Genomic DNA, 15,290 nt, shown 5'->3' on the forward strand with positions numbered 1-15,290 from the left:
TTTATGACTGATGCTTTTGAACAACTCTCCGCTATAAAGGATATAAAACAAATGATGGAGCGAAGTAGCCGTTTTATTAGTCTTAGCGGTTGGAGCGGTATTTCTGCCGGCGTTTGCGCTTTAGCAGGGGCTTGGTTTGCAAACAATATTATGAGCCGCAGCAGGTATGCTGAAGATAATAGCTCCTCGAATCTTGATTATAGAAATGGACATGATCGGTTTGATACGGTGCAGGAATTTATAGGTAACAAACTTATTGTAATAGCTGCGCTAACTTTTTTAACTGCGTTCGTTTCTGCCTTCATATTTACATATCTCCGGAGCCGTAAAAACAATACGCCTATTTGGGGAACAAGTGCGCGTAGATTGCTGATCAACGTGAGTATTCCTATGATTGCTGGCGGCGTTTTTTTATTGAAATTAATACTTGATGGAAGCTACGGAGTTGTAGCCCCGGGATGCCTAATTTTTTATGGACTTGCTCTTTTAAACGGCAGCAAGTATACTTTAGGCGAGATCAGGTACCTGGGATATTGTGAAATTATTTTGGGAATAGTTAGCTGCTGGTTTATCGGATGGGGTCTATATTTTTGGGCTATTGGCTTTGGTATTTTACATATCGTATACGGTGCTTTTATGTTGAATAAGTACGAAAGAAAAGAAGGGTAATGGAAATTTTTTTAGTAAAAGCCAAACGGCAAGCGATCGCATGAATAACCCGATACAAAACCTTAATAAGATATTTGACAGCCGAATTCGGTTGGGTATAATGAGCGCCCTTATGGTAAATAGTGAAGTGAATTTTAATGAGCTGAAGGAATTGATACAGGTAACAGATGGTAACCTCGCGAGTCACCTGAAAACGCTTGAAGAGAACGAATATGTAAAAGTTCAGAAAGGGTTCATAGGCCGAAAGACAAATACAACTTACTCAGTTACTAAGGCGGGTCAAAAAGCTTTTAAAGCGCACCTTGATGCATTGGAGCAAATGATAAAATCCATGAACTAATTTTTTTTGTACTAGTACTTTGAAATTCAAAGTGCTTTTTCAAATACAACAAACACTTCTCTATAATCTTTCTCAAAATCAAAACAAAAGACAAATGGAACACAATTCAAATGCAAGTCCAAATGAAGCAACAGGTTCAAACAAGATCTTAATCAAGGGAGCCATTACCGGTGCTCTTATACTCATCATGCTTATTCCAACGGTATTCATTACAAACCTGGTACAGGAACGTGAGCAACGACAAAAAGATGTGGTAGCTGAGGTAAGTAATAAGTGGGCGAAAGCACAGACGATTACAGGTCCGTATATCGTTGTTCCTTATAACGAAGTTGTTACAGACACTGCTAATAAAAAATTTACGGAAAGAAAGAATGCTATCTTCTTACCAGAAAATTTAAACATTAACGGCAACATCGCTCCTCAGCAGAGTCACCGTTCAATTTACAACGTGCTCCTTTATAAAAGTAGCCTCTCTGCAATTGGAAATTTTTCAATAAAACTACCACACGATATTTTGCCGGGAAACCTATTGTTTAGTGAAGCAAAACTGTGCGTCGGTCTAAATGATTTTAAAGGAATTGAAGGAAAAGTGGCGGTTACTTTCAACGGTACTGCCTACGACCTTACCGCAGGTTTACCTACCAATGAAGTTGACTCAAATGGTCTTGCTGCAACCATCCCTTTGGCTGCAGAAAATTTCGGGAAAGACATACCCTTCACATTTAGCATTAATATAAAAGGCAGTGAGCAGTTAAGCTTTGTACCCCTCGCCGGCAATAGCCAGTTTACGCTTAAATCAACCTGGGCTATTCCATCATTTAACGGTAACACATTGCCTTCTGACCGGACTGTAACCGAAAAAGGATTTACCGCCAGGTGGAATTTCAATAAAGCAAACCTACCCTTCAATACTGCTTCAAAAGATCTTAAAATTGACAAAGACATTTTTGCCTTTGGCGTTACTATGTTACAACCTGCTGATCAATATGCAAAGACAATGCGAAGCGTGAAATATGCGATCCTTTTTATAGGTCTTACGTTTTCATTGTTTTTTATTGTTGAACTGATGCAAAGAAAACCTGTCCACCCGGTTCAGTACGTTTTGGTAGGACTGGCACTTGTGATTTTTTATTCGTTGTTGCTTTCCTTTAGCGAATACATCGTTTTTGATTATGCTTATTTAATTGCAGCTCTAGCTACAGTTACGCTGATTACCCTTTATGCCAAAAGTCATTTTGTTAGTTGGAAAATTGCCTCTGTATTTGGCGGCGTACTATCCGCTCTATATACTTTCATATTTGTCCTGATTAGCTTAGAAGATACTGCGTTGCTGGTCGGCAGTATTGGGCTATTCATAGTATTAGCGCTGGTTATGTATGCAAGCAGAAAAATAAACTGGTATCATCCGACCCTACCAGCTGCCACAATAGAAACGGTGTAAAATATTGTTGAAGTAATGGCCGGGGTAGAAATGTGAGGTTGTTATCGTGCAAGTGTTTCTATTATAGATTGGAAGAATGTCTTCCGGCCATCTTTCAACATTGTTACTTCACCTACTTCTGATTTTTATAGCCCTTTTTGACGTATTGGAAATTCAAAGTAAAAAAGCTTTAAACCTATTTCTTGTTAAACCAAATTCATAAAAATGAATACTACTATTCTACTTCGACCGTTGGCTGTGGTTGGAGGAATGCTGCTTATTTTTCCCTCAGTTTATTTTGTTATCTCTTCGTGGCTTAACGACGCTTTTAATACTCCGGCACTATGGAAGATTATTGAACCAATTTTCAAAAATCAGGAATTTGATTTCGTAGGATGGAACAGGGATGTTATAATGTTACTCGGACCCCTACTTGCGATTTTGATTAACCTGCCTCAAGTAGTTCATCTGCATTTAAAAAAAGATAATCAGCAGCTGCACGTCAATCTCGTTCTTTTAAGAAATGTGTATTGCTGGTTGATCATCGCATCCGCAACCTGGTGTTTGACAGTTATCGATTTTACTTATTCTAGGATAGCGTCTGCGGAATTTTCCACAACATCACTACCCTACTCCAACTATTAATCCCTTTTTAAATTATAACATATGAACCCGATTTGGTTTAAACCTTTTGGCTGGGCGTATCTTCCAATCACTTTCATGGGAATGGCTATCACTATACTGGCGGCTGCTTTTCTTGTGCCTGTTTTCGCAGCTATTATAAGAAACGGTCATTCTTTAAGCGACGATTTATGTCACATGTTCATCTATACCACCTGCACTGCTTTTTGGTGGAAATGGATTGCAGAAAAAACAAGTTGATTGATTGCGTTTATTAAAGTAGATTTTCGCCAAAATCTACTTTTGATGCTAAATTTCCTGAAAGGATTTCTCTACGCTTTTAATGGTTTGGTCATCTTCTTCAGACATGAAAGAAATGGAAGAATACAAATGGTGATAGCCATCGTGGTTGTGATTGTAAGTTGGTGGTTGAATATTTCAGCACCAGAATGGATGGTGGTGTTAGGCTGTATCGGAACAGTGCTTTCCCTCGAGATGATTAACAGTGCAATTGAGAAAATTTGTAACCTTGTCCATCCAACGTATCACCCTGCCATTAAAACTATCAAAGACATGTCGGCAAGCGCCGTGTTATTTGTTTCAATTATAAGTACAATTATCGGTGCAATTATCTTTTTACCAAAAATCCACGCCTTTTAATTTGATCCATTTTTTCCAGACATTAAAAAGTATATCGTATCCCCAAGCCACCCCAACTTCCAACAAAGCCGCGGCCGTCTGCAAATTCAAACGAGGGCTGCCAATCAATGGAAAAATTTAGTGGCGCTTTGTTGACTTTATAATCCAACCCTAAAACACCATCAATTCCAGCTACAGCCTTATCACCTGTATAGCCTTTATAATTGTAGAAACCCAAATGCGCCCCCGGTCCTACATACCATTTAAGCCCTGGTGCATCTGCAATATTTCCGTGGATTTCATACAAGCCCGTAAGCCTGGTACCATTTCGATACAGATAACCAATAACCTCTAACGCGTTATTAGGTGCTACAAAAGTCTTAAAAGAAATACCTCCTCCGTCCCAGACTTTTACCCCAAGCGCAGTCTTATAACTTCTACCCATACTTTGACCATTTGCAGTGAAAACTGAAACACACATGATAGAACAGAGCACCACCAGATTTTTCATAATATTAGTTTCAAAGCAAATGATAAAATCCATGCCATTAGCCACTTTTGAGCATTTCGTCTCGCATAATATTATTCTTTAATTCATTTAAACTAACTCATGCTTTTTGTCTAAATAATTGGAGCTCAACCACTAAGCGTAGAATTTTTTGCTCACAAAGTTGTACTCATAGCAACCGGGCTAGAAGCGGTAATAGATCTATTGAATATAATGATGGCCCGTTTTTTTTACTTATCCTGTAACCGTACTTTTTACATTTAAAATAAATCATCATGGAAAAGCAAGAAGAATTAATAAGCGTTTTAAACGATCTTATCAGAATAAATAATGATCGCGTAGTAGGCTATGAAAGAGCGGTAAAAGAAGCAAAAGATTTAGATGTAGACTTAATAGCAATATTTAATGAGATGGCTGACCAAAGCCGCAAATACACTGCGCAACTTGTACAGGAAGTAGGTAGACTTGGTGGCGAAGCTGCTCATGACACCACTGTATCGGGCAAAGTTTACCGCGTTTGGATGGATCTAAAAGCAGCAATTACCGGTAAGGACAGGGAAACAATTTTAGGTAATTGTGAATATGGCGAAGACGTTGCTCAACGGGCCTATGAAGCTGCGCTCGAGTCAGACGCATATATGAGCACAGAAATAAGACAATTAATAAGTACTCAAAAAAGCGATCTGAAAACTTCGCATGATTTGATAAAAAAATATCGCGATCTGCACGATAAAGTAAGTTAGGGGTTTAGAGTGTTTTATAATTTTAAGAAGAAAGCCGGTACTTTTTGCCGGCTTTTATTTTTACATTTATGCACTGTTTCTTAGTTACTCTGGCAAGAAATTTTCAATCATTTTAAAAACCAACGTTATGGAAGAAAATAGCACCTTTATGGAAAATAATGACCTGATACCTCATATGAAATCGCTTGCACTGGTGACTAATAAAATGGTAATGGATGGCTATGATGATGACTTTAAAATATCTGACAAAGGTCTGAGATCGTTGAAGACTGAAAAAGTATATCAGCCTGAAGATGTAAATGTGGTTAATTTCTTTAGGTTCGAAGGCCAGTCTGATCCCAACGATAATACTATTTGCTACGTTATCGAAACCACAGACGGTTTGAAAGGAACATTAGTTGATGCCTACGGGCCTTACGCTGATCGTAAGCTTTCTGAATTTATGCAACAAGTAGAAAGCTTTCAAAAGAAGACGACCAAGTAAGTAAGAGATTTGTAAGGGATTGACAAGTATTATAAAAATATAAAAGCGCCAGTGGCGCTTTTATATTTTTATAACAGCAACATCTCTTAATCCTTTGAAAACGGTCATCCAAATAAAGTTGAAGAATGACCGGTACTTGTTCCTTGTAATCACCACTTGAGCAGTTCGCATATTACTGCCTTCCTTATTACTGTTCTTTACCGCCAGGTTTGCCAGTAAACTAAATATTCCTTTTTTAGCATACTCATCGCCCTTCTTTTTTAGCAGCGATACTTTCAAATCTTCGTACGGCATTAATAAAGTTCCGTTTGATGTATTTGTATCAGCCTTCATAGAAAACGTCAACGAATGGATCTCCCCTTTTTCAACTTTTATCAACCCCATAGGTTCAGTTAATTGATTCAGCGTTGTAGCGTGTATGTTGTTAGCAATTGAAGCCTCTGCTGTAAAAACTCCTTTTTGCCATTGATCTAGGGAGAAAGTAAAACCCCCTGTTAAAGGAATCTCATCTAAAAAATTGGTTTTAAAGCTTACCACTATTTTTTCACCGTCCCTCGGTTTATGGTTTGAAACATTTTTTAAGGTTAATGCTGTATTAGCAAATCTTACCCGTCCGCTGTTTTCAGACTTCGGGTTTTTTTCTTTGTATTCTATATAAGTATTTGAGAAAACAAACTTGTCTATCTTAATTGGTAAGCCAAGTTTATGAATGATTTGATGGGGGTAAGTCATCTGTTGCCCCTGTTTCGATATGCTGTCGATAGGATAAGATAAATCGCGAAAGACTTTAACTGAACTTCCTACCGTGTTGATCGATTCTATATCTATTTCACCCCTCACCAACTTTTCGCCATCAACGTTACTGCATCTTACATCCTTTATAATAATATTATAGCGGTCGATTTGGTATCTGGCTTTCCTAGCGAAAGCAGCTTCATCGAGCTGAGGTATAATCCTTAATGACTTTATTGAAATACTTTTTGTTTTAGAGTTTAATCTAATCCCAGACACTTTGTATTCATATATATTGTCTGCACTCCTTATACTGATCTCGTCGTTGTACAAGTCTATTTCTTTGGCTTGATTGATCAGCTTTCCGTTGAAAGCCGCAGTTCTATCTATGCTTATATTTTTAATTAGAAAAGAATTGTTCTTCACCTGGAACGGCCTCTTGTTTTCTTCGGTTGTCCGGCTGATATAATTGACGGATTTTACCTGCAAACTGTTAAGCGAAAACTTTTTGATCCACCCCGTTAAAATTCTTCCCTCCTTGTTTTGCTTGCTTTTACTATCCTTGCTGTCATCTAAAAGTGTTTCTAATTCACCTTTGTTAATTATAACCTTATCTACGATAAGATCTGAATTTTCTACGGGGCCTAACCATTCAATTCCGCTTAAAGATATTCCTTGAAGCTCTGTTTTAAAGAAGCCGCTGTTTTTAAAAGCATCGTAACTGACTGAGGAGAATGCAACAATTTTTGAACGGGTGTCGAACGTTGCGAAAGATGCTTCTGCAGTATTTTTTTTGTCGCCAAAAATTATTTTGTCTGATTTGATTCCAATCTCCTTGCAAAATAACGTGCGGCTTGTATCCTGGTTGTAAGTGCTATCTATTGCAACGCCACTTAGGTTTACCGTAGTTTGAAACGTACGAAATTTGACTTCCTTGGAAAAAAAATCAGAAGCAACGACCTGAGCATTGATGACCGATACGCTGTCTGCCTTCATCAATTTAAAGTTTCCTAAAAGCTGCTTGTATAACTCTTCCTGCTTTTTCTTATCGTCTTTTTGTTTACCCTGTCCCGGAAAAAGATAGAGACGTACTTGTGGATTTGATATTACAATCTGCCTACACTCCATTTGTTTCGACAGCAGCGCTCTTGCAGTTTTAAAATCAACTACTTTAAGCATTGGAACAAAAATGTCGAATATTACTGCAGTTGCATTTGTGTCGTTCTTATTGATTAGTTCTAATTGACGCGCGGTATCTCCTTTTATGTAAATATTCTTTATGTACAAATCGCCACCTATCTCATCAACAGATATTGAATCATAACTAATCTTGTATAATTCATGGGTTTTTTCCTTAACAATACTCTGAAGCTGGTGATCTAGAAAATTGTGTTTTTTAATTTTATAGAAAACAAAGCCCGCAGTCAGAAATAACACAACTATTGAAGTAATAATGTAAAATTTTCTTCCGGGCTTCTTAGCTGACATCTTGGTTTTATTTAAAAACAAAAAGCTACAGATAACCTGTAGCTAAATTTATCCGAAAACGATAAACTACTTAGACCCTTCTTATCAAGCCAAGTAGCAACGAAATAATAGCCAGAACCAAGAGTACATGGATGATACCTTTTACGCTGTACACAAAAACGCCTAACAACCATCCGATAACTAATATCACAGCTATAATATAAAGTATACTTCTCATAAAATGAATTTGAAAAATAATTTAAAGAACCATGCCACTCTTTGTCTTTGGCAAAAGAAAGAGAATACGTTTGCCGGCATAAGAGATTGAAAGCAAATAAGATAAGACGCGAAAAAAAATACACGTTTACACAATTTATTATGATACTGGCACGAACTTAATACTAGTTTCATGTAATTCTAACCGATGAAATTTATTAAGAAATATTTCCATGTGTTAAAGGGCGCTGCAAGTGGTTTCAGCCAGGATAACTGCGCCAAGCTAAGTGCGGCATTATCGTACTATACAATTTTTGCAATCGGTCCTTTACTGATAATAATAATATCGCTATCTGCTATTTTTTACGGACGAGATGCAGTACAAGGCAGACTGTATGGTCAACTGAATGGATTAATAGGAAGTGATGCCGCTTTACAAGTACAAGAGATTATTAAAAACGGCCAGCACTCACATAAAGGTATTATCGGAACAATCATAGGAACTGTTTTCCTGGTAATTGGAGCAACGGGCATCTTTACGGAAATTCAAGACTCTATAAATTTTATTTGGTCGCTACGAGCCAAACCTAAAAGGGGTATAGTTAAATATCTTGTCAATCGGCTTCTTTCATTTTCATTAATTGTGAGCCTTGGATTCTTATTGATCGTGTCTTTGGTTGTAAGTGCTTTGCTTGATTTGCTAAGCGATCGTCTTACACACTACTTTCCTCACAGCACCGTTTACATTTTTTATGTAATTAACATCGGGATAATTTTTGTCATTATTAGTTTATTGTTCGCAATAATCTTTAAAGTACTACCGGATGGAAAAATAAAATGGAAGGATGCTTTTATAGGAGCTTCGTTTACATCTGTTCTGTTCATAATCGGAAAAGCTGCGATCGGATTTTATCTTGGTAGATCTAACCTGGGTGCCACCTATGGTACTGCAGCGTCTGTTATTATCATACTTCTCTGGGTGTATTACACTTCGCTTATACTCTACTTTGGTGCAGAATTTACCAAGTCTTACGCGCTTGAGTACGGGGGCGGAATAATTCCAGATGATACTGCGGTATTTATTATTAAAAGAGAGGCAAAAGAAATAGAAACAATACCTGTTGCGCTTGCAGGAAAAAACAATGAAGCAGCACAACCCTAAAGGCCTGACTATATAATTTTAGCTGTCATCATGACTACTAGCTGACTGCAAACGTCAAAACGTTTCATTTTAGGCCTTTTTACTCCCATAATAGGAATGTTGGGGTGATCATAAACCAGTCTTTAAATAGACTGGTTAAAGCGGAAAAGCAGTTAAAGCGTTCATTTCCACTCCCTTAGCTGTAGAATTGATTCCACAGAGAAAATTTAAGGATTTTGTTGAAATCAGGTACACTTTTAGAAGTATATATACTAAAGGTTTAAACATGATGCACAATGAGAAAGTTTTACATTTTATCGCAGAAAAAATAGAAGATATAAAGGTTGCTATCTTTTATTGCCACAGCAATAGTCCCCTTAAAATCAATAATACTATCATTCATACATTTAAGGTGGATGACTGTGGTTACATTACTTTTTTCATTAACCGTCCCCAACAGTTAATCAGCCAGTTTGATCGTGAATTTCCTGTAGGCTTGAATTACTTCAAGAAGGGTAAGGACTATTTCATGAACGTTTTCGGAAAAGCAAGAATTATTCATGACCCCGAAGAATTAGCTTATCAGACAGATTTAACCGCAGAAGAAATAAACAATGCGCTAACAACACAGGTACTGATTAAAGTACAAATACTAAAAGTTGATTTTTACGATAACAATTATGAGAAGAAGAACTTATTGCTTAAGAAGATTTGGTCGGTTTTCTCTTCACTATTTGACTCGGTCGGAGCTGCTTCCCGTAGCTATGATTTAAGTGGCCCGACGGTTCATAATTACGGATTTTAAAACTTAAGCTATACGAAGAAAATCTACTCTTTATTCAACTTATTCAACGACTAACTCTCCTTCAGTTCAAATTATATGTAGTTTACTTTAGAACTTTTAGAAGCAAAAAAGAGAAATGTCTAAAAAGCGAATTGATAATTTTTAGTGTATAGGATTTACAAATAAAAAGAGAGGCAGTTTCAGCCTCTCTTTTTATTTGTTTCAATAATTTATCGGAGTTGAAAATGAATTCAACCTTTAAGAACTTATACTTTTTTAAAGCCTATAATAAAAGAAGTTCCAATATTAATTTCTGATTTCACATCGATATGAGCATTGTGAGATTGAATTATATTGAGTGTAGAAGCGAGGCCTAAACCCATACCATTTCTTTTGGAGGTAAAATAGGGCTCGAATAAGCGTGACATGTTCTCATCACTAATACCACTGCCGTTATCTTTAATTTCAACAATATGCTCGTCCTCAGTTGTGGTAATTGTGATCTTTAGGATGCCAACACCTTCCTCCATTGCCTCGACCGCATTTATAATAATATTTAAAAATGCCAGTTGAATCTTCTCAGGATCAAGTAAGACGAAACAATCAACTTCAGGATAAGAGACTTGGAGATCAATACGCTTTAAAGTCATCCGGTCTATTGCAGCAGAAATTGCATTATCCATTGCCGATTGCAATGAAGTTTTATGCAAGTTTATCTGAGACGATAGGCGTGCTGAATTAAGAAGCTCCGTTATCAAATCCCCTATCCTTTTACCGTTGCGTTGTACTATGTCCAAGTATAATTTGGAGTCATCATCACCAGCCTGCTGGATAAGCTGCTCTATGGAAAGATTAATGTTGTTTAAAGGGTTTCTTACTTCATGAGCGAGGGTACGTACAAGACGGCCGGTTGCAGCTAACTTTTCGGCTTGTAAAGAAGTTTTCTCAGCCTTTTTGCGGCTCGTATTATCATGAATAATTCCCTGGATATATTTTTCAGCATTATTGTTTATTTCTATGGAAGCTGAAATAATACAATTTTTAATCTCCCCATTTTTTGCAAGAAGGTCCACTTCATAATCGTAGAATTCACCTATCTCATCTAGTATGTCTGCGAAATACGTTCGGTCGCTTTTATTCTTGAAAAGAGAAAAAATGTCCCTCCTGATTAACTCATCAAGTTCATAATCCAACAACTCGGTAGCTGCATAATTTATCTCCGAGATTCTGAATTCAGTATCAGTTATAAAAACTACATCTTTCGATTTTTCAAAAATGCTTCGATACCTTCTTTCATTTGCTTTGAGTGCCTGGATCGATGCTGCTCTTTCAAGCGAGTAACGAATGCACCTTTCGAGCTTTTCAGTATTTAATTCTGATTTTATCAAATAGTCGTACGCGCCACTCTCCATTGCCTTTACGTCAATTTCCTGTGTGCCTTTACCGGTGAGCAATATTATAGGAGCTTCACAGCCGCGCTGAATGGCGTCGTTCAGTAGATCCATCCCTGTCTTTATACCTAACCTGTAATCGACGAAGTAGATATCATACTCATTCGATACCAGCTTCTTCAGTGCATCATTATAATTGTATGACCAGTCTACTATAAATTTATTAGCAGGAATACTTTTAATATACTCAGAAGTAATAAAAAAATCGTCTTCGTCGTCATCTACTATCAATATCCGCTTTTCCTGGTTTTGTCTGTTCATTTATATCTACCCTTTTTCAAAGTTTATTTATATACGTGCTATCATAGAAGTTGGTGTAAATAATCAGAGATTATTTTTATAAGGGAAGGCAAACTCTCTACATCGACTTACTGTCTCTTGCAAAAGAAAAAAGGGTAACTTTTTTTACCCTTTTTTCTTTTTATAATTTTTTCTTTTACAAGTCACTATTAAACTGCTTGTACTGCTTCATTTTATTATAAAGCGTTTTTCTGTCAACGTTCAAAATTTTAGCAGCCTTACTTTTGTTGTAATTAGCCTTCCTTAAAGCCTCTACAATCATCTCATATTCTGCATCAATACTAGCTCCTTTAAGACTGTGTTCATTAATCTCCAGTTGTTTGGTAAATACAGGCTCCGGTAAAACAGGGGCAGAATAAGTGGCCACTGGCGGAGCCGGATCTGCTTGCCTAACTTGTAAATTAGAAGTTGCTTCTTCACTGACTTCTCCAAACTGTAGTTTAGTAAAATTGGTGATTTCAAAAGGCAATACAGTCGGCATAATGTACTCAGTATCGCAAAGCAACGTGGCACGTTTTACAACGTTTTTTAACTCGCGCAGGTTCCCTGGCCAGACGTAGGTTTTGAAGATCGCTTCTACTTCAGGAGAGAACCCTTTGATGTTCTTACTTAATTCATCGTTTGTAAGTTTCAAAAAGTGCTTCGCGAAAATCATCATATCATATTTCCGCTCGCGAAGAGGCGGCACTTCTATACTAAACTCATTGAAGCGGTGATACAAATCTTCCCGGAATTTTCCCTTTTTAGCCGCATCCAATAATCTTTCGTTGCTTGCTATTATAATACGAACATCAAGATCAATGTCCTTATTACCACCTATGCGGCGCATCTTCCTCTCTTGCACAACCCTTAGCAAAGCCACCTGAACGTCGTAAGACAAGTTGGCTACTTCGTCAAGAAAAATAGTACCTCCGTTGGCTATCTCAAAGTTTCCTATTTTTTGGTTAAGGGCTCCTGTGAATGATCCTTTCTCATGACCAAATAACTCACTTCCTGCTAATTCTTTTGAGAGGGCGCCACAGTCGATTGCCACAAAAGGCATGTCTTTACGCTTGCTACGCTTGTGTATCTCCTGTGCAATCGCTTCCTTGCCGCTTCCACTTTCACCATAGATTAGAATGCTATAGTTAGTTGGAGAAACAAGGTCTATTTGCTTTAGTATGTTTTTAAACTCGGGGCTATCACTGAAAATGTATTGGCCTGATGTAATTGTTTTGGACTTTGTACTATTTTTTGAGTCATCTTCAGGCATTATTACCGTAGCAACATTTTCCTGTTTAGTTGCGCTCTTTTGTAGGGCAGATTTAATGCTTAATAAGATTTCATCAGGGAACAATGGCTTTGTAACATAATCGTATGCCCCTAATTTCATTACATCTACAGCAACCTTAATATCACTATAGCCCGTAACAATAATTACCGGCGTACGAGGATATCTTTCTTTTATTTTAATCAACAACTCCTTTCCATCAATGTCTTCCAATCTAAAATCACACAGTACAAGATTCGGCTCAGCATTTTCTAGCTCCTCAAGCGCCTTTTTGCCGTTATGGGCAAGCGTAACTTCGTATCCATTCTTACTTAAAAATCGCTTTAGAAGTAAGCACATGTCTACGTCGTCATCTATCACTAAAATTTTACTCATTTAGAAAATTTAATACTTATTAATTAGTTTTGATTTAGGCCCACATTCTTCGCAACTGGGCAACGGGAATTTGTAGTTGTTCCCTGTATTTTGCAATAGTCCGCCTGGCTACATTTATACCTTTATTCGCTAAAATACTTACCAATTGCTGATCGGTGTATGGATTTAACTTATCCTCTTTTTCTATAACTGCTTCAATTGCGGATTGTATAACTCTATTACTTATTACTTCGCCCTCCTTATTAATGATGCCTTCAGTAAATAAATTCTTCAGCAAAATAATACCAAAAGGCGTATCAACGTATTTATTTGACGTAACCCTTGATACGGTGGAAATGTCGACCCCCACTTTGTCAGCTATATTTTTTAAAATCATTGGCTTCAAAAGGCTTACGTCCCCTGTTTTAAAATATTCTCTTTGTAGGTCAACAATGGCTTTCATTATTTGCATCATGGTTCCTTCACGTTGCTTAATCGCATTTACAAACCACTGCGCCGAACTCAACTTACTTTTTAAATACTGAGTGGCTTGCTTGTCGCGTGTAGCACCGGCAAACTGCACCGTCTCCATCAACGACTGGTTGATGTACAAAGACGAGGATCTTGACCTGTATAAATTGACTTCAATATCACCATCATCATCAACTGTAAGTATAAAATCTGGTATTATATTGTTGTTAACTGTAGTGCCTTCAAATTCTTCGAGAACAGGCTTAAGTTTTAAAGAAGCCAAAAGTCTCAGGACAATTTTTAGCTCATCTTCATCTATGGAAAGTGCCTCCATAATTTTTTCCATATTACGATGAGACAAGTCTGCATAATGGTTCTCAAGGAGTTTGATAGCCATCTTCACATCAGGACCTTTCTTGTTGAGGTGATGAAGCTGTAGTAGCAAACATTCCCTTGTATTTTTGGCACCTACCCCAACAGGATCAAGCTTTTGTATATGATTGACCACTTCCTGCAATTCGTCAGCTTCCACTATAACTCCATGCTTAAACGAAAGGTCATCTGCCATGTCCTCTAGGTCCTGTAGCAAAAAACCGTTGCAGTTAAGGCAGTCAATTATATAATCTGCCAGGTTTAAATGTTTTTCTGAAAGGTCCATATACCTTATCTGATCCTTGAGGCCTTCGCGATAATCGCTAAAAGATTTTATAGGTACATTAGGTATCGACTCGCTATTGAAGTAGTTCTCGTACTCCAGTTTGTAATCTGGTACATCATCATATCCGTGTTCTTCCCAATCTTCATAGTCCTGTGCATTTTCTTTTGCAAACTTCTCAACTGCTACCGTCTCTTCCTCTTCATTCATCTCCAAAAGAGGATTCTCGTCTAATTCATCACTGATACGCTGATCTAATTCTAAAACATTAAGATGAAAAATGTTCAGCATTTGAATTTGCTGAGGCAAAATCTTCAACTGCTGTTTTTGGGTTTGAATTTGGCTGAGCATATTGATTATCTGAGGTTTAAATGTTCACTTTCACTGAATCCAATACAACACCAAACTTTAAAGATGTGCAAAAAAAGTATAAACAAAACAAGAAGAACGTTTTACAAATATACATTTTAAATACTGTATAAACTTCACTAAAATAATATCTTAAATAAAAATACCTAGTGTAGAAAAGTTTCCACAGCCGCTTTTGTTTTTATTTTGGTGTAAGAAAAGTCAACGTTTTGTAAGGTAACCGAAACAGGCGGACCACACTGGTATAATACATTTTTTCCCATCCAACTGTTTTCCTCTCAATGCTTTATTTAGTTATATTTTCTGTTCTACAACTCCAAACAGTGCTTCGTTAAGCACTAATAAAATTAGAAAAAATAAAAAGGAAAGAGAAATATAGAGAGTGCAGAAAAGCAAAAACTAGATGAGGATTTTTATACAGTTTGGAGCTTTTTAATAAAGTATCCTAAAAACTAGAAAAAGTGCAGTTTTACTGCCGGCCGACGATGTGAACTGATTATGAAATAGCGTAGGGAATGTCAAGCGACCAACGAGTGTTACTACCAGAGCTTTTAATGCTTTTTGTGCTTATTTATAATTGTCCCAATATTTTTTGCGTAAAATCTAAAGACATCGTCGAAGTGAAGCTGCACACCCGGTAATAGCACGCATTGCGT

At 37.1% G+C, this 15,290-nt stretch carries 16 protein-coding genes; 10 read left to right on the forward strand and 6 right to left on the reverse strand.

Annotated features, from left to right (window positions below; translation table 11 throughout):
• The first annotated feature begins 3 nt into the window (after positions 1 to 3).
• The 6 genes from SAE01_RS15340 to SAE01_RS15365 all read left to right on the forward strand — a co-directional run bounded on the left by SAE01_RS15340 (position 4) and on the right by SAE01_RS15365 (position 3,710).
• Positions 4 to 669, forward strand: a complete 666-nt coding sequence (locus tag SAE01_RS15340; protein ID WP_147204668.1) for a hypothetical protein — start codon at positions 4 to 6, stop codon at positions 667 to 669.
• 40 nt (positions 670 to 709) lie between these two features.
• Positions 710 to 1,009 carry a winged helix-turn-helix domain-containing protein gene (locus SAE01_RS15345; protein WP_147204669.1) on the forward strand — a complete coding sequence of 100 codons (300 nt, stop codon included), beginning with the start codon at positions 710 to 712 and terminating at the stop codon, positions 1,007 to 1,009.
• 94 nt (positions 1,010 to 1,103) lie between these two features.
• Positions 1,104 to 2,450 (forward strand): cell envelope integrity protein CreD, encoded by a 1,347-nt coding sequence (gene creD / locus SAE01_RS15350; RefSeq protein WP_147204670.1) that lies wholly within the window; start codon positions 1,104 to 1,106, stop codon positions 2,448 to 2,450.
• A gap of 204 nt (positions 2,451 to 2,654) precedes the next feature.
• Positions 2,655 to 3,074 (forward strand): hypothetical protein, encoded by a 420-nt coding sequence (locus SAE01_RS15355; RefSeq protein ID WP_147204671.1) that lies wholly within the window; start codon positions 2,655 to 2,657, stop codon positions 3,072 to 3,074.
• A gap of 21 nt (positions 3,075 to 3,095) precedes the next feature.
• Positions 3,096 to 3,311 (forward strand): hypothetical protein, encoded by a 216-nt coding sequence (locus SAE01_RS15360; RefSeq protein ID WP_147204672.1) that lies wholly within the window; start codon positions 3,096 to 3,098, stop codon positions 3,309 to 3,311.
• Positions 3,312 to 3,356: 45 nt separating this feature from the next.
• Positions 3,357 to 3,710 carry a diacylglycerol kinase family protein gene (locus SAE01_RS15365; RefSeq protein ID WP_147204673.1) on the forward strand — a complete coding sequence of 118 codons (354 nt, stop codon included), beginning with the start codon at positions 3,357 to 3,359 and terminating at the stop codon, positions 3,708 to 3,710.
• A gap of 22 nt (positions 3,711 to 3,732) precedes the next feature.
• Here SAE01_RS15365 and SAE01_RS15370 read toward each other — a convergent pair whose 3' ends face one another.
• Positions 3,733 to 4,200: a hypothetical protein gene (locus SAE01_RS15370; RefSeq protein ID WP_147204674.1), complete on the reverse strand. Its 468-nt coding sequence runs from the start codon at positions 4,198 to 4,200 to the stop codon at positions 3,733 to 3,735.
• A gap of 272 nt (positions 4,201 to 4,472) precedes the next feature.
• On the opposite strand from SAE01_RS15370, the gene SAE01_RS15375 reads away from it, so the two are divergent.
• Complete coding sequence (locus tag SAE01_RS15375) at positions 4,473 to 4,940, forward strand: ferritin-like domain-containing protein (protein ID WP_147204675.1); 468 nt, start codon at positions 4,473 to 4,475, stop codon at positions 4,938 to 4,940.
• 127 nt (positions 4,941 to 5,067) lie between these two features.
• Positions 5,068 to 5,424: a hypothetical protein gene (locus tag SAE01_RS15380; protein ID WP_147204676.1), complete on the forward strand. Its 357-nt coding sequence runs from the start codon at positions 5,068 to 5,070 to the stop codon at positions 5,422 to 5,424.
• 60 nt (positions 5,425 to 5,484) lie between these two features.
• Here the strand turns inward: SAE01_RS15380 and SAE01_RS15385 are convergent, their stop codons facing one another.
• Both SAE01_RS15385 and SAE01_RS15390 read right to left on the reverse strand, forming a co-directional pair.
• Positions 5,485 to 7,644, reverse strand: a complete 2,160-nt coding sequence (locus tag SAE01_RS15385) for a hypothetical protein (RefSeq protein WP_147204677.1) — start codon at positions 7,642 to 7,644, stop codon at positions 5,485 to 5,487.
• 70 nt (positions 7,645 to 7,714) lie between these two features.
• The gene (locus SAE01_RS15390) at positions 7,715 to 7,861 is read right to left on the reverse strand and encodes a lmo0937 family membrane protein (protein ID WP_147204678.1); all 147 of its coding nucleotides are present in this window, start codon (positions 7,859 to 7,861) and stop codon (positions 7,715 to 7,717) included.
• 186 nt (positions 7,862 to 8,047) lie between these two features.
• Here SAE01_RS15390 and SAE01_RS15395 point away from each other — a divergent pair, with 186 nt between their 5' ends.
• The gene (locus tag SAE01_RS15395) at positions 8,048 to 9,001 is read left to right on the forward strand and encodes a YihY/virulence factor BrkB family protein (RefSeq protein WP_147204679.1); all 954 of its coding nucleotides are present in this window, start codon (positions 8,048 to 8,050) and stop codon (positions 8,999 to 9,001) included.
• A 265-nt stretch (positions 9,002 to 9,266) separates the two neighbouring features.
• On the forward strand, positions 9,267 to 9,785 hold the full coding sequence (locus tag SAE01_RS15400; protein WP_147204680.1) for a hypothetical protein: 519 nt from the start codon (positions 9,267 to 9,269) through the stop codon (positions 9,783 to 9,785).
• Positions 9,786 to 10,030: 245 nt separating this feature from the next.
• Here SAE01_RS15400 and SAE01_RS15405 read toward each other — a convergent pair whose 3' ends face one another.
• From SAE01_RS15405 to rpoN, 3 genes are all read right to left on the reverse strand, one after another.
• Complete coding sequence (locus tag SAE01_RS15405; protein ID WP_147204681.1) at positions 10,031 to 11,476, reverse strand: hybrid sensor histidine kinase/response regulator; 1,446 nt, start codon at positions 11,474 to 11,476, stop codon at positions 10,031 to 10,033.
• A gap of 175 nt (positions 11,477 to 11,651) precedes the next feature.
• Complete coding sequence (locus SAE01_RS15410; protein WP_147204682.1) at positions 11,652 to 13,160, reverse strand: sigma-54-dependent transcriptional regulator; 1,509 nt, start codon at positions 13,158 to 13,160, stop codon at positions 11,652 to 11,654.
• A gap of 34 nt (positions 13,161 to 13,194) precedes the next feature.
• On the reverse strand, positions 13,195 to 14,616 hold the full coding sequence (gene rpoN / locus SAE01_RS15415) for an RNA polymerase factor sigma-54 (protein ID WP_147204683.1): 1,422 nt from the start codon (positions 14,614 to 14,616) through the stop codon (positions 13,195 to 13,197).
• Positions 14,617 to 15,290: the final 674 nt, after the last annotated feature.

It is taken from the genome of Segetibacter aerophilus (assembly GCF_007991655.1).
Taxonomy (GTDB): Bacteria; Bacteroidota; Bacteroidia; order Chitinophagales; family Chitinophagaceae; genus Segetibacter; species Segetibacter aerophilus.